The following is a 17,650-nucleotide window of genomic DNA, read 5'->3' on the forward strand; positions in this document are numbered from 1 at the left end:
GCCAGGGAAACCCACCTCCGGGTCGCTTATGAGTTAAGGGTGTGAGTCTCCACTGATGTCATATCCACCATTGGATATGACATAGTATTGCTAAACAGCAGGCTTTTATTGGTTATCCCGCTCTCTCTACCCACATCGGGTGAAGTGCTCTCCGGTTCTACCGCCTGCGGGTTACCCACCACAAAAGACGCTTCACCAAGAGACTGCAACAGCGGAGAACCCTCCTTCTTACCGGTGCCCCCTTTACCAGTGCTCCCTTTACCAGTACTCCCTTCAGGCCTTTCCCAGGACACCATGATGGTTTCCCCGGTGCCATGACAGCCACGGTTCAGAATATCGATACCTCCTGCACCAACGGCCAGACGGGTAAACTGTTGGGACAGCTCGTCCAGCGGGACAAAGAACACACTGTTTCCGGATTTGGACAGCCCAACACTTTGTTCGGTATGGTTACCCTCTGATGAGCTCTGGGGCTGCTGACCTTTAAACTCAATTTGACTGACCACGCCATTATCTTCACCGTCCCGGTTTGATCCATAGGGATCCATCACGAACACGCCCCGTTGCCCGGTAACACGATCGTGCCCCAGACCAACCACCGAGTAGGCATGATTGGTCAGATGGCCGGATTTCAGCATGCTCAGTTTTTCTGTAAACGTATCGGTACGTCCCAGCACAACCGGAATCCCCTTGAAGATATTTTGCTGCAGGGCGCATTCAAACCCCGACATATCACTCTCTTCCAGCTCATTGAGTAGAAGATACTGTACGCCTCTGGGAGGCTCACCCGGCAAAGACCACGCGGGCTGCAGAGGCTGGAAAATCGAGAGTGCTTCCACCCCCTTCATCAGATTGCCGCCATTACGTCCCACACTCTGGGTACCCGGCAGCATGGCAAGGCGCACCTGCAGCTGTGCGGCCAAACCGGACTGACCGCGCTTATGAGCAGAATCAATACAGGTGGTCAGCAGGCGACGGCGATCGAGCATCAAACCGTAATAGGCTTTCTCCAGAATCATGGGCCACAAAGGTGCCTTATCCCCAGAGCAGGAGAACACATCACATTTATTACTGGTCAGAATACGCCAAGGGGTTACCTGTACTCTTACCAGAGATTCTGTGATCACATCGTAAAGGGTGACTTCCACCAGATCCTGCTCTTCAACCTTACTCATCAGGCTCTGTAATCGCAGCCGGCCAGCCGGAGAAGCCGCAGAGCTGGCCGCAGCGGAGAGCAAAAAACAGCTCTTTCGTTCGATATTCTGGGCCACATCCGCGGAGGACGGCCCACTCTCGCGAAACAGTACATAATCCCGTGGGCTATACAATAATTCTCCCTTCCAGTCTTCAGCCAGCGCCTCATCGGTGATCACTAACGGTAGATTTCCAGCCTTATCATCCTTAAGCGGGCTGCTTGTTCCTGCGGGCAACGGCCAGACCTGATAATGTCTGATATCCCGGGACAGGGCGCGGGTCAGTTTATGAATAAGGCGAGTAGATTGGCCCCCTGGTGGCTGAGTACGTTCCTTCAAATTTAACGCTCGCCTTGGTTCAACCCGCCAGGATGTCCGGCCCTGAAAGTAAGCCTGAATATGCTTGTCGGCCTTGAGGTGGACCTCGACATATTCCTTATCCTGAGTCTCCACATCCTCAAAACCCAACTCTTCAATTAGGTTGGATGTTGAGCCGGATTTCTGTAGGCAAGGCTGGGCCATATATCCCCCTGATCAAATGACTTTCAGATAGGACAACCCGGAGAAGTGTGCACACGGCAGGGGCAGGAATTTGGTTAGTTTGGCTAACTTGAAAGACATCAAACCAGAGACGTTACTTTCTGCGACAGATGCCTTGTTCCTGATCACACCTGCTCTTTAAAATGTAAAAAAGTCAATTCAGAAACAGTGTGAAATGGAAGTACGTCCCTATACCAACAATGATAAAGCGGCCATCCTGAGGATCTTTCACAGCAACTGCCCCAAATATTTTGATGCGAGTGAAGAACCCGGCCTGATCGACTTTCTTGATAACTACACCGATGAAAACTATCTGGTGGCACTGGAGGATGGTGAAGTCATCGGTTGTGGCGGTCACTATACCAAGGGCGACAAACATGCCATTGCCTGGGCAATGTTTCAGCACGGTTCAATCGGCCCGAGACGTCTATTGAAAGTAGCGCAGTGGTTTTATGGTGAGATGGAGAAGCGGATGCTGGCTCATGGGCAGCGGTTCGATGTTTATATTAATACCACCCAGTTGATGGTGAGCCTGTTCTCACGGTTTGGCTTTAAGGCTTATGAAACCATCCCCGATGGTTTTGGCAAGGGGCTTGATGAAGTGAAGATGGTCAAACAGTTCTGACACTCACAGAAAAACATAGATACGAAAAGGGAGCCATTGCGGCTCCCTTTTCGGTGAATGATGAAGGAACTTAGCCTTTATAAAGCTTTGGATTCATCACATCCCGCAGCCAGTCGCCCAGCAGGTTCATTACCAGTACCAGCACCACCAGCACAATGCCCGGGATTACAGTAATCCACCAGCTGCCGGAGAAGATATATTCAAAGCCACTGGAGATCAGCGCGCCCAGAGACGGTTGTGACACCGGCATCCCCAGACCAAGGAACGACAGCGCCGCTTCACTGATAATGGCGTTGGCAATCTGCACCGTGGAGATAACCAGAATCGGCGACAGACAGTTCGGCAGAATATGACGGAACATAATCCGTCCACTGCCAAAGCCCATTACCCGCGCAGCTTCAACGTATTCCTTCTTCTTTTCCGCCAGCACCGAAGCACGAATGGTTCGCGCATACTGAGGCCACTCGGCAATACCGATCACCAGTATCAGCATTAACATGGCCAGCTTGCTATAGAGTTCCGAACCAAACGAGGCCTGGAACACCGCCAGTACAATAATCGCAACCATCATGGTGGAGAAGGAGAGCTGGATATCTGCCATACGCATCAGGAAGCTATCCATCCGGCCACCGAAGTAACCGGAACTCAGACCAATCACCACACCGAGGAACATCTGCAGCATCACCGCACACAGACCAATGGTCAGTGACGTACGCATACCATAGAGAATGGTACTCAGCAGATCACGGCCCTGGTCGTCTGTTCCCAACAGGAAACGTTCGTCCCCCTCTTCCGACCAGCTCGGTGGCAGTTCGGAGTCCATGATATCGATCGCAGCCATATCATAGGGATTGGTTGGCGCAATCACCGGAGCCAGCAGCGCTGCTCCGGCCAGTATTACAAAGATGGTGAACGAGACAATCGCTACCTTGTCACGGGTGAAGCTGTACCAGAAGTTGGACTTGAAGAACTTTTGCATCTTCGTGGTTTCTGCGGCTTGGGCGAGAGTGTTAGAACTCATTTTTCACCTCCTGCCAGACGTACAGTCGGGTTAATCAGGCCGTAGATCAGATCCACCAGCGTATTCACAATCACAAAAATGGCACCAACAACAATCAGGTAGGCGACGATCAATGGGGTATCCACGCGGTTCACAGCTTCCAGGAACAGGAAGCCCATACCCGGCCACTGGAACACGGTCTCGGTCAGAATGGTGTAGGCAACCATGGTACCGATCTGGACACCGCCAACGGTAATCACCGGCAGCATGGTGTTCTTCAGGGCATGCAGGAAGTAGATGCGCACTTTCTTCAGGCCCTTGGCCTTGGCAAAGCGGACATATTCCGTACTCAAAGCCTCAACCATCTCGGAACGAACCAGGCGGATAAACAACGGCAGCATAATACTGGCCAGAGAGATACACGGCAGCACCAGATGCAACAGGCCGTCTTTGGTCAGATAACCACTTTCCCAGGCTCCAAATACCGGCACCAGATCACCACGTCCGTAGGACGGCAGCCAGCCCAGTTCAATCGAGAACAGATAGATACAGAAGATCGCGGTCAGGAACACCGGCACCGAGATACCAAGGATACTGAAGCCGAGAATCACTTTGGTTAACACGCTGTTCGGACGAATCGCTGCGTAAACACCGGCCGGAATCGAGATCACGATAATCAGCAAGGTGGCACCAAACACCAGCTCCAGCGTCGCCGGCAGCTTGGCCATAATCACGTCCAGCGCCGGTTCTTTAAAGAAATAGGATTGGCCAAGATCGCCTTGTACGGCTTTGGTAATAAAGCGGCCATATTGGGTTAAAAACGGATCATTCAGACCCAGCTCATCACGCAGGCGTTCACGTTCGGCTTCGGATACCGATTGGCCGACCATCTCCCGCAGTGGATCCCCCAGATTATCCTGGATGGAAAAGCTGATCAGGCTGATCACAAACATCACTATCAACGCCTGAAAGAGACGCCGTGCTAAAAATCCAAGCATGAGAGACTTCGCTATGCAGATTGGCAGTTTCAAGCCATGAGCCACTGCTGAAACAGTGACCCATGGACAACAGCTCTTAACTATTCAAAAGGTCGTACAACCGCGGACGGTTATTCCTTAACGACCAGGTCACCCAGGTATGGGAAGTCCATCACGTTAACCACTTCCTCAATACCGGCTTTCTTGCTGGCGCCCCACGCCAGGTTCTGCCAGTGCAGCGGGATGTAGGCAGCATCGTCGTACAGGGTCTGTTCCACTTCCTGCAGCATGGCCGCACGCTTGGCCGGATCGGTTTCGCTACCGGCAGCCTTCACCAGCTTGTCGACGGCAGGGTTGCAGTAGTTACCGGAGTTGTACTGACCCCAGCCGGTGGCTTCGTCAGCACAGGCCAGCAGGTACTCGGTGAAGTTGGCGGAATCTTCGGTGTCCGCGTGCCAGCCAATCATCATCATGTCAGCAGAACGCTTGTCGAACTCCGGCCAGTACTGCGCCTTAGGCATGGTCTTCAGATCAACCTTGATATTGATCTTGGCCAGCATGGACGACACTGCCTGAGCGATCTTCTCGTCGTTCACATAGCGGTTGTTCGGCGCCATCATGGTGATGGTGAAACCATCTTCATAACCGGCTTCCGCCATCAGAGCCTTGGCCTTTTTCAGGTCATAACGTGGCTTCAGATCTTCTACATAACCGGCGTAGCCTTTCGGGCCCTGCTGACCGGCTGCGGTGGCGAAGCCTTTCATGATCTTCTTAACGATACCTTCGTTGTTAACGGCATAGGCAATCGCCTGACGAACACGCTTGTCCTTGAACGCCTCAACACGGTTCTGGTTCAGCTGGAAGGTGATAACACGGGTACCGGACATGGTTACCAGATCGGTGCCTTCACTCTTTTCCAGACGCTTGTGATCGGTTGGTGGAACCGGAGCGATAAAGTCCACATCACCGGCCAGCAGCGCAGCAACACGGGTTGGAGCTTCTTTGATCGGAGTCAGAACGATCTGGTCAACGTTACCCGGGGAGTTGGCATCCCAGTAACCGTCAAAACGGTCATAGACCATCTTCACGCCCTGCTGACGCTCGATAACGGTGTAAGGACCGGTACCGGAGGCATTGCGGGAAGCGTAGGTATCAGCGTGCTTCTTCAGCAGACCTTTTTCCTGACCCTTGTCGTCCATACCGGAGTAGTGCTTGCTATCCATCGGGAAGATGTAGCTGGCAGCATTCAGCACCAGAGGGTAAGGACGCTTGGTCACCAGCTCGATGGTGTACTCATCAACCACGTTCATACCGGAGAATGGCTCGAAGACAGCCTTGAAATCCGGGCTGGTCAGCAGACGGTCGAAGGTCCACTTCACATCAGCGGCGGTCATTTCATTACCGGAGTGGAACTTCACGCCTTTGCGCAGGTGGAAACGCATGGTGTTTTCATCAACACGCTCCCACTTCTCGGCCAGACGACCATCGAAGCTCAGATCCTTGTTCCAGCGTACCAGCGGGTCAAAGACCAGGTGGGACATCTGCAGGGTACCGCCGGACAGCTGCTCATGAGGATCCAGGGAAACCGGGTCGGCATCCAGAGCCATCTTCAGGGTTGCGGCCTGTGCGGTCGCGGTCATGGCGCCTGCCAGCACCATGCCGGCAAACAACTTGGTCAGTTTGTTTTTCATTTGACAGTGTCCCCTATGGGTTATCGTTGTTATGTCTTGCGATACTGCTTTTTGTTGGTTTTACAGCATGTCAGGCGACAGTTTCCAGCTCCAGTCCTTCCCGCGACAGATGATCCAGATGTGGCATCACATCGATCAGGTTCTGGGTATACGGATCCTGAGGATTGGAAAACAGCGTATCTGTGTCGTTGATTTCAACGATCGCGCCCTGCTTCATGACTGCAATACGATCACACATCTGGCGAATCACCGGCAAGTCATGACTGATAAACAGCATGGTCAGACCCAGTTCATCCTGCAGATCTTTGAGCAAGTTCAAAATTTGTGCCTGAACAGAAACGTCCAGTGCCGAAGTCGGTTCGTCACAAATCAGAAAACGGGGACGGGTCGCCAGAGCACGGGCGATAGAGATACGCTGACGCTGACCACCGGAGAATTCATGGGGATAACGACGGCCCGCAGCCGCACCCAAGCCCACATGATCCAGCAAATCATTAACGATCTGGCGGGTCTGCATGGCAGAGTCGGCCAGATCGTGGAAGTGAATCGGCTCGGCAATAATATCCGCGACCGTCATCCGGGCATTCAGGCTGGAGTACGGGTTCTGGAAAACCATCTGGATTTCACGACGCAGTGGACGACGCTGCTTCTCAGACATCTGCCCCATATTCTGGCCGGCGAAGATCACATTGCCAGACTGTGGTGCATACAGACCTGCAATCACCCGGGCAGTGGTGGACTTACCGGAACCGGACTCACCTACCAGACCAAAGGTCTCCCCTTCCTTCACATGGAAAGAGACATTATCAATGGCCTGAACATAACGACGGTTCTTTTCCAGAAACGCATTCTGGGTAACAAAGCGCAGGTTCAGGTTCTCGACCTGCAACAGCTTGTCATGGTCAAAGGAACCAAAGTCTTCTTTCACACCCAGCCAGTGGTTCTTGATATCGATAGGCTTACAGTCTGCCTTCTCGATGTAATCCACCTGCGGGAAACGATGCAGTTTGATATCAGAGCGGGGAACCGCACTGATCAGACTGCGGGTATAAGGGTGTTGTGGGCGCTCCAGAATATCCATGGTGTCACCACACTCCACCATTTCACCCTGATAGAGTACAGCTACGCGATCTGTAGTATTGGCAATCACGCCCATATCGTGGGTCACCAGAATACAGCCAACATCACGCTCCTTGCAGAGCTTGCGGATCAGTTCCAGCACCTGATTCTGAACCGATACATCCAGAGCCGTGGTGGGTTCGTCAGCAATAATCAGTTCCGGATCACCGGCCAGGGCGATGGCGATAACTACCCGCTGACGCATACCACCGGAAAACTGATGCGGATACTGAGCCAGACGCAGTTCAGGTTCAGGAATACCAACAGCATCCAGCAGCTCCAGTGCGCGGGCACGAGCGGTGTTTTCATCGGTATTGCGGGTAGCGATTACGGTTTCCATCAGCTGGGTGCCAATGGTGAGAAGTGGATTCAGGGAGGTCATCGGATCCTGGAAAATAAACCCGATCCGGCTTCCGCGAATCTGACGCATGGCTTCCCCTTCCAGCCCCTGGATAGGTTCGCCATCAAGAATAATTTTACCGCCCGCCACCCGGCCGGGTGCGCTCAGCAGATTGATAATGCCATTACCGATAGTGGATTTACCGGCACCGGATTCGCCAACAAGGCCGAGGATCTCACCCTTTTCCAGGGTAAAGGAAACATCTTTGACCGATACCGCTGTACCGTGCCGTGAAGGAAACTCTATGCGTAACTTATCAACCGAGAGCAATGACATGCTCCACTCCCCCTGAATTCCGGTTTTATCAGTACTTGGTTGTCTTCTGAACAGCTTCTGGTGTTATTGCTGCCCTGACTTTTGTTTGTATACCGCTGTTTGGATACCGGCCTTATCAAGCCCACCCGTAATGCCCATATCAGGCGGCCTTTAGAAGAATTTATCGTGTACGGGGCTTCTCCTTGTACAATAAAAAACTACTTTTATTGATGAAAGTCAACCACTTACAGATTCTTTGCACTATTACGACAGTACCACGACAAAACATCGACAGACACAAAAACCCACCAACATCAGGATTTTCCTCTGTTTTTCATACGACATACGGGATATATATTCGAGAAAAGAGAGCTTTGTTTATTATTCAGACAAAAATAGCTGTATCAGCTTTACAAAACCCTGACATTCACAAAGACAACAATGGACGGGATTTTTTCTGGAATGAAAGAGGTACGAGAGGAAGAGAAACAATGCCGATAAAACTATCGGCATTGTGATGACTCTAATCGTTATGCAGCAACAGCGACTTTGGTGAATCGGGTGCGACAGAATTGCAGCCACAGTCCATATGGGCGGGCAGCCAGAACAAAGCCGACCATCTGCCCGGCAACAGCAGTCATGATGGCATCTGTGGCCACACCGGCAGACAACAGAATCAGGGTATACACCGGAACCTGAAACAGGATGTAGGAGGTGATATCCAGGCCCGTTTTGCGCAGAAAACCACCATTCTCGGCACCACCGAAACGCATAATGGCATCCCGGAACAGGCCATAAGGGCGGGCAATCACCATATTCACCGGAATAGCGGTTACACGGGATTGCAGCATCTGGGCAAAGGTCAGACCACTTAACAACTCGATGGATCCATTCACAAAAAAGGAAAAGATAACCAGAGAAAACATATCCGCGACAATTAGGCGACGTGAAGCAGACATTTTGACCACCCCGAACAAACAGGACCAACTACGAATCAGCACGGCTCGAACGCGTGCAGACAACCACCAGAAACGAAACTTTTCTGAAAATAAAACTGGGACAAAGAGAAACTGACCGTTTCAAGAACGTCCTGGACAGGACCACAGATCAGCGACAGCGCTAATTTAACGGCAAAATTCAACCCAAACAATACAGACAGTCGTTATTTTTACAGCCTTAAGCAAATACGATAACTGTCGCCGGAAAGCACGCAGAGCACAGATATTTCACTGGCTAAAAACCCATTTACCAGCATTTTTTTCCACAACAAAAACACACATTTCCTTACCTGTTCCAATAAGAGATACCATCCCGACTACTACTGACGTACATCAAATGCCCGCCGTAAAAGCCTGCTACAATCCGAACGGCCTTAATGGACTTACAACAATGATCCAGACTGAATCCTTAAAAGACAGCCTACTGAGACTGCAGAACACCACGCCACTGGTACTCAATATCACTAATGCGGTCGTGATGAACAACACAGCCAACGCCCTGCTGGCGATTGGCGCATCCCCGCTGATGTCTGATGCCACCGAAGAAACATCCACCTTGATTGATATCGCCAGCAGTCTGGTTATCAATATTGGTACCCTGACCAGTCGCACAGTTATGGCCATGAAGTGTGCTGCCAGTCACGCCTGCCAGACCGGTCGCCCCTGGGTACTGGATCCGGTCGGTGCCGGTGCCACCCGCTTCCGCCTGGACACTTCCCGTCTACTACTGGAATACAAGCCGACCGTCGTCCGCGGTAATGCCGCAGAGATTCAGGCCATATTCTCCAGCCAGGGCGCCAACGACAATACCACCCGTGGCGTCGACAGCCTGCTGGCAACAGAAGACGTTGCTGACTTTGCCAAAGAAGCCGCCCGCCAGCATAACACCGTGATCGCGATCACCGGGGCAACCGATATCATCACCGATGGTGAACGTCTGGTGCGTATTGATAACGGCCACCCGATGATGGCGCGCGTTACCGGCACCGGTTGCACGGCCACCGCCCTGACCGGTGCTTATCTGGGTGTGCAGGACGATGCTCTGATTGCGGCCACCGCCGGTCTGGCCTCTCTGGCAATCGCCGGAGAGCTGGCCAGCACCAGTGCTCGTGGCCCGGGTACGCTGCAGCTGAATATTTTGGACGAACTCTACAACCTTAAGCCGGAAACACTGGCCCGCTACCTGAAGTTAACCTGAACAAGGAGGCTCTATGGGACTTGCCGCAAAACTCACTCAGCTGCCACACCCGCCATTGGCAAGCCTGTTGCTACCGGTTCGCACCCTGCCCTGGATGGCCCGCAACAAGCCCATGGCTGCTGCCGTAAACCGGGCCTTTGCTGAGCCGTTAAAGGAAGGTGATTTTGAAGCGATGGAAGGTCAGTGGCTGCATCTTCATATCAAAGACATGAAGCTTGATTTCTATCTGACCGTCGAGAATGAAAGCTTCCGCTTTGAGCGCCCTCGCCCCTGTGGTGTCACCATTGGCGGCAATGCGGCCGATTTCCTTTCCATGGCAGCCCGCCGGGAAGACCCGGACACACTGTTCTTCAACCGTCGTATTACCATTGAAGGCGACACTGAACTGGGACTGACGGTGAAAAATATGCTGGATGGGCTGGACTTCGAGCAGCTGCCCGGAGTCGTACAGTGGGCCATCCAAAAGCTTGATCAGGCCAGTCAGAAACTGAACCAGCAGTAATTCAGAATGAAGCGATCGTCAGGCGCTTGGCCTGACGATCCCTTCATCACTCTTCCTCTTCGCTAAAGCGATAACGCGGCGCTCGCTGATAGGACTCATAGGCAGTGACCAAAGCCATCAACCGGGCATGAACAGCCGTTTTTTCGACAGCCTTATCCTGCTTCCTCACCTGCCGATCGAGTTCCTCAATATCATCAGCCACGGCATGCAGCTTCTCCAGCAGCTCCAGCGGTCTCCCATAATCACGATCAAATGTCTGCTGACGGCTGCGCTGCGCCTTCTCAGCCTCAATCACCAGCTCATTATGGTCAGCCACCTCTGCATCCAGATGCCGCCAGGTATCCAGCTGATCCCGCTCTTTCTGCAGCGTGTCATGGGCCTGCGTCAGCTGATTCACCGTTGAATTGGTGGTCTCCCACTTCTGCATCAGCTCATCGGCACTCACCGGCTTTTCATCGGAACCATGAGCTTTTTTCGGTGCCTTATGGTTTATATTCCGATACAACTGGCTCTCCAGACTAGTCAGCAGCTTTCTTTGCTGGCTTAAATCAAGCTCCTGGTCACGGAATTGTTGATCCAGCTCCGTACGGTGTTTCAGTTTGGCCTGTCGCTCCGCCAACCCGGCTTTTAAGCCTGACAGGCGCTCTTCCTGGAACTTCATAGTCTGCTCATGCTGACGACGCTTGGCCTGATAGGTATGCATGATCATTTTCAGATCATGCTCTTTGCTGTCCCAGCCAAAATCATCCCGCAACGCCATGCGATAGCTGTCTTCGTTACCACGCAAACTGGCCAGTTTCTGCTCCATCTCATCAGCCGTTTTCTTCAGGCCCGCATGCTTGAGGCCAGCCCGGTAATGGGCAGTCTGCAAACCATCAGACATATACCAGAGACTGGCCGCCACCCCGATCAAACCTGCCGTCAAGGTGCAGGGCAGCACCATCGGGCTAAACACGGCTCCCATCAACACCAGCCCCGCTCCAGAGGCTCCCACCGCCAGTGCTGAGCCGCCAAGGGTATACTTCAATGGTCGGATATGATCATTGCTGTACGGACGATAATCGCGATAGCTTAACAAGGAAGCTGCACCCCGCTGGTACAGAGGATCGTATACCTGTCGGTAGTTACCTGGCAGCTGTCGTGCCAAAAGCAACAGTGGCGTGGTATCAGGCACCATCAGCACACCTTCGCTACCCTCAGTCACTTCCGCTTCGCTGTTCTTCAGCTCGCTCAACGACCAGGACTCTTTACCACCTTCAAACTGTTTTCTATTGAGGTAATCGGTTTCTGCCTGAAAAGCCAGCCCTGCCAGCCCATCACAATGTCCGGCCTGCCAGTCGCTGTAATCTGCCTGCCATGGAATCACACCACGCAGGGTAAACCCGTCCTGAATCTGATACCCGCCATCAAGCTGGTAACGCTCATGGAAGAAAGGCGTTAGAGACTGATAATCCCGATCGGTTTTGATCATCTGCCCGGTCAGGCCGGTGTGCTCCCGCTGCTCTTTCTTGCCACCAGGCACAACCTGCTGGGTATCCGGGTGCACATACAGGAACCGGTCGAGCACAAAGGTGCCGTCGCTACGGGCTTCAATAGAGGAACAGGACACCAGCGGACCATGCTGACTGGCAAACCAGTCATCATCACGCAAGCCTTCATCAGCCGCCACGCCCTGCAGGCAGGCCAGTGAAAGCAAAGAAAGTGCAAGCTGTCTTGGAAGATTTCGGGGAAGAGTGCGCATATCGGGTAACCACTCCACTGTTTGTTCGTGGACTTATGTCATGCCTTAGAACAACAGTGTCAGGAGCGGTTCCCGGTCTTTAAGTATCAATAGGAAACAGCGTGTAAGCCGGTTCGCGTGATAGGTTTTAAACTGTCGCCAGCGGTATCATACCGGCCATTCCATACCAGTAGCCTTGGCAACGTCCGGCCGGATGTTCGAGAGCACCAGCAGGCTGATGGTTGAGCCGGGCCTGAATCGCTTCCAGCACCTCAAGAGTACCTTCCGGCTGCGGAGACACTCGGACCGCTTTAATACCAAGCTCGACCATACGCTCTACCTGCGCCGTCAGATCCAGACAGCGACCGGAGAGGGTTTGAATACCGTTCAGAGTAAAAACCCGATCCTGCTCCTGGCTGTAAACCGGGAGCCCTTCCGGATAATCGAGGCAAACAAACCGGCACTGATCCTTGGGCAGATCATGGGCCCTGGCGGTAAAACAACGAGCCGAAGCCGCCAGCGGCATCAATCCCCACACAAACACTTCCGTAGTGATCCGATCGGCAATATTTAACTCACGGGCCTGTGCCAGAATCGCAGAGAAATCATCCTCGCCCAACTCCAGCGGCAGCACCCAGCGGCTCAGCCCGGCATCCACCAGCTCCTTAAGCGTATGGGCGTTATAGATATTGACCTGCGGGCCGGTGGTGAAGTTCACGCCCAGCTCAGACAGGGCCTGCACTGCGGCCATATCATTAGCTTCCACTTCATACTGACCATGGCTGCATATTTTGCGCAGCATGGATCGATCAGAAGCAGCTTCCAACAATGTCAGTGTGGAGAGAACCACAGTTTTACCCGCCGCAGACAATGATTCTGCGATGGCCATCCAGTCCTCAAGCGACATTTGACGCCTTTTACTGCACACCGTTTCGCCAAGATAGACTCGATCAACCGGCCAGTCGCAAACCTTGCGATAGAAGCTCTGAACCGTCTCTTTCGGCCAGAAGTACAATAAAGGGCCCAGCGTTACTTCCAGAGCAGCAGACGGGGAGGCTGATTCTTGTAAAGTCATGGTCTGCTCCCTTACTGCCAGGATCTGTGATAGGCGCCCAGTGTTGTCTGGCACCCTTCTGAAAGACCCGCAAGGGCCTGATTCCAGTTATCCTGCGCAGCAAAACCTTCAGGATCACGGGAGTAGCGATCCAGTGCCTCTCGCCAGACTCGGGTGACCTCAGCGGTATACGCGGGGCTGCGTTGCCGGCCTTCGATCTTAACGGCCGACACACCAGCTTTGACCAGCTCGGGAATCATGCTGAGTGTATTCAGACTGGTTGGCTCTTCCAAGGCATGGAAGGTATTGTTGCCGACCTGATAACGCCCCTTGCACAAGGTGGGATAACCCGCATTCTCGCCTTCCCGGAAGCGATCGATCAGTACGCCATTCAAGCGCGTATCACGATGGCCCGCATGCTCCTCCCAGCGAACATATTTGGCCGGAGAGCAGGCTCCGACAGTGTTGGGAGATTCCGAGGTCAGATAAGACGACAGCCAGCAACGACCTTCCGCCATGATGCATAGGCTGCCAAAGGCAAACACTTCCAGCTCAACCGGGCTGTGTTCCGCCAGAGCGGCAACCTGAGCCATGGACAGAACGCGGGGAATCACCACCCGGCTTACGCCAAATCGTTCATGGTAAAATTTGAGAGCATCCAGATTGGTGGCGGAGGCCTGCACAGACAAGTGCCTCCGAACCTGAGGGTGGGAATCACGAATGTAAGCCAGCACCCCGGGATCGGCAGCGATAACTGCATGGGCATCAAGACCGGCGGCCATATCCACAGCCGCCTGCCACCTCTGCCAGCCATCCGGGCGGGGGTAGGTATTGATTGCCACCAGCACTTTCACACCGTGCCTTCGCGCATAATCCAACGCGGAGTGGGCTTTCTTCTCGTTGAAATTCAGACCAGCGAAGTGACGGGCATTGGTATCATCACGAAACCCGATATAAACCGCATCGGCCCCATTATCAACTGCTGCCTTCAGGGCGGGCAGGCTCCCGGCGGGACAAACCAACTCCATGGTTGACTCCAGTACAGATCATCACAAGAGCGAAACTGTACCAACACCACAGAGGTGAGTTGTTGACCGCAATCAAACAAGAGAATACCGAAACGAATTTACTACATTACCCTTAGCGCATCGGCTGCAAAGGTATTGAGCGCAAGACCTTGTAACGGGAGCCTTCCGAGGTTAGCTCACTGGCAACCAGCGCAATCTCTCCCACCTGCAGACGATAGCCCGGAAGACGGTCAAATACCGGCACGATATTAGGGCGGGACGGCTCTTTCAGTTCACTCATTTCAAAATGCCGGGCACGGGCCAGGGTCACATGAGGGCGAAACAGGCGCTTGTCTTCAGCACAACCACTGTTAACGGCAATTTGCTCACACACGCGATGCAGATCATCCATACGACGACCGGAGTGAATCTTGAGGGACATCACTTTCGGATGGTTATAATTAGGGAAGAACTCCAGACCACCGCTCATGCAGACAAATGACTCAAAATCAGTCATCTGTTGTTCAAGCTGTTCTGCGACGGTTTCCAGCTGGGTTTCAGAACACAGGCCCAAAAAGCGCAAAGTCAGATGATAATTCTGGGGAGGCACCCAGCGAGCATCACTGTCATCACGCACAGAATCAAAGCGCCGGACCTTTTTATAAATTGTTGCCGCCAGATCTAATGGCAACATATAGGCAATAAAGGCTCGGGTCAGTTCCGCGCTCTTATTGTTCATGTTATTACTCATATCTCATCCTACTGCCGACACAAAATGCACTCCCGCGTGTGGGAGCGGTGCCAGGATATTACGTATGGCCGGATATCAGCCGGGTAGCCAGTCTGCTAAAAGCCCTGCGATCAACTTTCAGGCTTTCACCAGCTTTTATCCCGGCTTTAGACAGTGCCTCCTGGTTCTGGGCATCGTTCTGTGGGTCCGGCCAGGCCAGAAAATAATCTGGAATCATAAAGCCAGGCAGCTTGCCGCGCAGCGTATGCTGCCACAGTTCCGGGAGAAAATCCCCTCTGCTGTCTACAAATGCCAAGGGTCGCTGACCATACTCTTCATTGTCGACCGGGACAACCACTGCCTGCTGAATATCGGGCAGTGACAGAATGACTTTTTCAATGGTTTCCGGCTGAATATTCTCCCCTCCGGAAATAAACTGAAAATCAGCGCGACCGACTATCTGCAGCATAGGCGGCAACTCTTCCAGCCAACGACCTTTATCGCCGGTGAAGAACCAGCCATCAGCATTCAAGGGCAAAACCGGGCAACCACCCTGCCAGTAACCCTTGAAGAGCATACGACCACGAACCATTACATGACCATCGTCATCCAACAGTACCTCAGCACCCGGCAGGCACTGTCCGGAACTGACCCCGCCATCCTCGGTAAACACCGGCTCTCCGGTACAGATCTGTGAACTCATCTCGGTCATACCATAGGACGTCAGCACTCTGACTCCCTGCTGCTGGCAGGCTGCAACCAGATCAGCAGCCACATAACCTCCCCCCATCAAAACCGTGCGCACACTGGTTTTATGAAAGTGGAACTCAGGAGTATTGAGCAAACGATACAGTTGGGTGTTCACCAGTGAGAGATGAGTAACCGAATGTCCGTACAAAGCTGAGGCCAGATCAGAGCGGTTATCTGGCAAGACCACTGTTGCGCCGGATAACAGACAGCGAAACAGTGTCGCCAGCCCGCCAATATGAAAGAGCGGCAGAGACAACAACCAGCCATCACCGATATTCAAAGGAATATTGTGTGCTGAACCTTCTGCACTGGCGCGATGATTGCGGAAACAATGCGCTGCCGCTTTGGGAACACCACTGCTGCCAGACGTCAGCACCAGATTACAGATACGCTCATCATCCCAGACAGGACTCTGCTTTGAAAGCTGACTACACTGGCCAGATACAATCTCTCGGCCTAGCTGCAGATAATGCGGTAACCGTTGTTCTTCCGCGCACCAGATAGCCTTAATGCCAATACGCTCGACAATCTCGGACAACTTATCGTCCGGAAAGGCCGGATTCACCGGCAACACAATGCGCCCACTGCGCAGACATGCCAGAATCAACACCACCAGCTCGACACTGTTTCGGCCACAAGCCATAACAATATCACCGACCTCCAGACCCGCCTTATCCATCTCTGCAACAGCGAAATTGACCCGCTGCTGCAACTCCAAAAACGTCCATTGCTGTTCATCTGATGACAGCGCAACAGCTTCAGGGTGACGTTCAGCCATATCCGATAGCGGAAAACAGGCCGAATTTGAATGCTCAGGCTGGATTGATTCAGAGATAGTCATGCTGTTGTATCGATGAGTTACAGGGTGCTGTCAGATGAAGACCAGACAGGTGTCAGTTCAGCCCAGCTGGATACAGCATGAGAAGGCATACCTTCAGGCTGTTTAAGCAGGTAGCCAGAGAAAGCGGAAAGAGTGTCCAGCCCGGGAGCCGTTGCCGGTGCCAGCTCTTCCGCCAGGAGTCTTAAAGTCTCGATGCCGATATTGCTTTCGTAAGAGGAACTCAATACCAATTCCAGACCATGACTGTGAGCAAACCAGGCCAGCTCACGGCTACGATGAATGCCGCCAGATAGCGTCGGCTTAACGACCAGTGCCGCCAGACCGGGAAAAACCTGTGGCAGGTGTTGATGCCCCCCAAAGCGAGCCTGCAAACTTTCATCCAAAGCCACAGGACAGCCAGTGTGTTCAAACAAAGTCGGCAACTCTGCAGGGTTACGTAAAGGCTCTTCAAGAAAAGCGATACGATGCAGAGGAAGCTGCTTCGTGAATTCGATGGCCTCCGACAAGTTCCAGCCTCGATTACCATCCAATCTGAGCTTTACGGCTTGGCCAAGAATACTATCCAGAGTATGAATCAGTGCAAGCTCATCATTAGCTGCACAGCGACCAACTTTCAATTTTACTGCGGAAACCCGGGACCCGAGCCTTTGAGCCTGCTGGATAATGCTATCTGTCGAACCCGTCAGTAACCGGCATTCAGGTAAGGAGACCGAAGAAACCGACCTGTTCAGTGTCAGTGCGCTTTCCAGAGCAAAACAGACAGAGGACGGGTACTGGCCCAATGTCGCAACCACGCCATGTTCACGACAGCGATCAACCAAATGCTGATCAGAGGCTAAACGACGACAGGCACTCATTAATGCCTGCTGTGCTTCAGCCAGCGTTTCTGTGCTGAAGCCCGGTAACGGGCAACAGTCACCAAAACCCACCACATCGTCTGAGGTGTGAAAGCGAACCAGCAAACCTTCCCGGCAATGCTCCGGGCATCCGGGAAGGCTGATTTGAATCGGCAATGACCAGCGGACGATTTCAAACGCCATAGCCAACACT

At 53.0% G+C, this 17,650-nt stretch carries 15 protein-coding genes; 3 read left to right on the forward strand and 12 right to left on the reverse strand.

Translation table 11 applies throughout. The features are described from left to right. Window positions 1-26 precede the first annotated feature (26 nt). On the reverse strand, window positions 27-1,715 hold the full coding sequence (locus EHSB41UT_RS16350; protein ID WP_087111740.1) for a calpain family cysteine peptidase: 1,689 nt from the start codon (window positions 1,713-1,715) through the stop codon (window positions 27-29). A 193-nt stretch (window positions 1,716-1,908) separates the two neighbouring features. On the opposite strand from EHSB41UT_RS16350, the gene EHSB41UT_RS16355 reads away from it, so the two are divergent. Next, window positions 1,909-2,358: a GNAT family N-acetyltransferase gene (locus EHSB41UT_RS16355; RefSeq protein ID WP_087111742.1), complete on the forward strand. Its 450-nt coding sequence runs from the start codon at window positions 1,909-1,911 to the stop codon at window positions 2,356-2,358. Window positions 2,359-2,428: 70 nt separating this feature from the next. On the opposite strand, the gene EHSB41UT_RS16360 is transcribed toward EHSB41UT_RS16355, so the two are convergent. The 5 genes from EHSB41UT_RS16360 to alaE all read right to left on the reverse strand — a co-directional run bounded on the left by EHSB41UT_RS16360 (window position 2,429) and on the right by alaE (window position 8,759). After that, window positions 2,429-3,337, reverse strand: coding sequence for an ABC transporter permease (locus tag EHSB41UT_RS16360; RefSeq protein ID WP_415837439.1), 909 nt, complete (start codon window positions 3,335-3,337; stop codon window positions 2,429-2,431). A gap of 38 nt (window positions 3,338-3,375) precedes the next feature. Then, window positions 3,376-4,356: an ABC transporter permease gene (locus tag EHSB41UT_RS16365; protein WP_087111746.1), complete on the reverse strand. Its 981-nt coding sequence runs from the start codon at window positions 4,354-4,356 to the stop codon at window positions 3,376-3,378. 110 nt (window positions 4,357-4,466) lie between these two features. Beyond that, a complete protein-coding gene (locus EHSB41UT_RS16370) occupies window positions 4,467-6,026 on the reverse strand; it encodes an ABC transporter substrate-binding protein (RefSeq protein WP_087111748.1) in 1,560 nt (519 codons plus the stop codon). A 70-nt stretch (window positions 6,027-6,096) separates the two neighbouring features. Further along, window positions 6,097-7,821 (reverse strand): ABC transporter ATP-binding protein, encoded by a 1,725-nt coding sequence (locus EHSB41UT_RS16375; RefSeq protein ID WP_087111750.1) that lies wholly within the window; start codon window positions 7,819-7,821, stop codon window positions 6,097-6,099. A gap of 509 nt (window positions 7,822-8,330) precedes the next feature. Continuing rightward, window positions 8,331-8,759 carry an L-alanine exporter AlaE gene (gene alaE, locus EHSB41UT_RS16380; protein WP_087111752.1) on the reverse strand — a complete coding sequence of 143 codons (429 nt, stop codon included), beginning with the start codon at window positions 8,757-8,759 and terminating at the stop codon, window positions 8,331-8,333. Between the two features lie 430 nt (window positions 8,760-9,189). Here alaE and thiM point away from each other — a divergent pair, with 430 nt between their 5' ends. Further along, the gene (gene thiM / locus EHSB41UT_RS16385; RefSeq protein ID WP_087111754.1) at window positions 9,190-9,996 is read left to right on the forward strand and encodes a hydroxyethylthiazole kinase; all 807 of its coding nucleotides are present in this window, start codon (window positions 9,190-9,192) and stop codon (window positions 9,994-9,996) included. A gap of 13 nt (window positions 9,997-10,009) precedes the next feature. Beyond that, a complete protein-coding gene (gene ubiT, locus EHSB41UT_RS16390) occupies window positions 10,010-10,498 on the forward strand; it encodes a ubiquinone anaerobic biosynthesis accessory factor UbiT (RefSeq protein WP_087111756.1) in 489 nt (162 codons plus the stop codon). A gap of 46 nt (window positions 10,499-10,544) precedes the next feature. Here the strand turns inward: ubiT and EHSB41UT_RS16395 are convergent, their stop codons facing one another. From EHSB41UT_RS16395 to menC, 6 genes are all read right to left on the reverse strand, one after another. Further along, window positions 10,545-12,239: a coiled-coil domain-containing protein gene (locus EHSB41UT_RS16395; RefSeq protein ID WP_133060546.1), complete on the reverse strand. Its 1,695-nt coding sequence runs from the start codon at window positions 12,237-12,239 to the stop codon at window positions 10,545-10,547. Window positions 12,240-12,366: 127 nt separating this feature from the next. Then, window positions 12,367-13,293 (reverse strand): U32 family peptidase, encoded by a 927-nt coding sequence (locus EHSB41UT_RS16400; protein ID WP_087111760.1) that lies wholly within the window; start codon window positions 13,291-13,293, stop codon window positions 12,367-12,369. Window positions 13,294-13,304: 11 nt separating this feature from the next. Further along, on the reverse strand, window positions 13,305-14,300 hold the full coding sequence (gene ubiU / locus EHSB41UT_RS16405) for a ubiquinone anaerobic biosynthesis protein UbiU (RefSeq protein ID WP_087111762.1): 996 nt from the start codon (window positions 14,298-14,300) through the stop codon (window positions 13,305-13,307). A gap of 112 nt (window positions 14,301-14,412) precedes the next feature. Further along, window positions 14,413-15,030 carry an RNA 2',3'-cyclic phosphodiesterase gene (gene thpR, locus EHSB41UT_RS16410; protein ID WP_087111764.1) on the reverse strand — a complete coding sequence of 206 codons (618 nt, stop codon included), beginning with the start codon at window positions 15,028-15,030 and terminating at the stop codon, window positions 14,413-14,415. Between the two features lie 58 nt (window positions 15,031-15,088). Beyond that, complete coding sequence (gene menE / locus EHSB41UT_RS16415) at window positions 15,089-16,537, reverse strand: o-succinylbenzoate--CoA ligase (protein WP_165767295.1); 1,449 nt, start codon at window positions 16,535-16,537, stop codon at window positions 15,089-15,091. 80 nt (window positions 16,538-16,617) lie between these two features. After that, window positions 16,618-17,640, reverse strand: coding sequence for an o-succinylbenzoate synthase (menC, locus tag EHSB41UT_RS16420; protein WP_133060547.1), 1,023 nt, complete (start codon window positions 17,638-17,640; stop codon window positions 16,618-16,620). Window positions 17,641-17,650 lie beyond the last annotated feature (10 nt).

This window comes from Parendozoicomonas haliclonae (assembly GCF_900174585.1).
GTDB lineage: Bacteria > Pseudomonadota > Gammaproteobacteria > Pseudomonadales > Endozoicomonadaceae > Sansalvadorimonas > Sansalvadorimonas haliclonae.

Coding starts and splice junctions, on each gene's coding strand:
- menE (WP_165767295.1), bottom strand. CDS start 16,537: ATGGCTGAACGTCACCCTGAAGCTGTTGCGCTGTCATCAGATGAACAG.
- EHSB41UT_RS16370 (WP_087111748.1), bottom strand. CDS start 6,026: ATGAAAAACAAACTGACCAAGTTGTTTGCCGGCATGGTGCTGGCAGGC.
- ubiT (WP_087111756.1), top strand. CDS start 10,010: ATGGGACTTGCCGCAAAACTCACTCAGCTGCCACACCCGCCATTGGCA.
- alaE (WP_087111752.1), bottom strand. CDS start 8,759: ATGTCTGCTTCACGTCGCCTAATTGTCGCGGATATGTTTTCTCTGGTT.
- EHSB41UT_RS16395 (WP_133060546.1), bottom strand. CDS start 12,239: ATGCGCACTCTTCCCCGAAATCTTCCAAGACAGCTTGCACTTTCTTTG.
- EHSB41UT_RS16400 (WP_087111760.1), bottom strand. CDS start 13,293: ATGACTTTACAAGAATCAGCCTCCCCGTCTGCTGCTCTGGAAGTAACG.
- menC (WP_133060547.1), bottom strand. CDS start 17,640: ATGGCGTTTGAAATCGTCCGCTGGTCATTGCCGATTCAAATCAGCCTT.
- EHSB41UT_RS16365 (WP_087111746.1), bottom strand. CDS start 4,356: ATGCTTGGATTTTTAGCACGGCGTCTCTTTCAGGCGTTGATAGTGATG.
- EHSB41UT_RS16355 (WP_087111742.1), top strand. CDS start 1,909: ATGGAAGTACGTCCCTATACCAACAATGATAAAGCGGCCATCCTGAGG.
- EHSB41UT_RS16350 (WP_087111740.1), bottom strand. CDS start 1,715: ATGGCCCAGCCTTGCCTACAGAAATCCGGCTCAACATCCAACCTAATT.
- EHSB41UT_RS16375 (WP_087111750.1), bottom strand. CDS start 7,821: ATGTCATTGCTCTCGGTTGATAAGTTACGCATAGAGTTTCCTTCACGG.
- EHSB41UT_RS16360 (WP_415837439.1), bottom strand. CDS start 3,337: ATGCAAAAGTTCTTCAAGTCCAACTTCTGGTACAGCTTCACCCGTGAC.
- thpR (WP_087111764.1), bottom strand. CDS start 15,030: ATGAGTAATAACATGAACAATAAGAGCGCGGAACTGACCCGAGCCTTT.
- thiM (WP_087111754.1), top strand. CDS start 9,190: ATGATCCAGACTGAATCCTTAAAAGACAGCCTACTGAGACTGCAGAAC.
- ubiU (WP_087111762.1), bottom strand. CDS start 14,300: ATGGAGTTGGTTTGTCCCGCCGGGAGCCTGCCCGCCCTGAAGGCAGCA.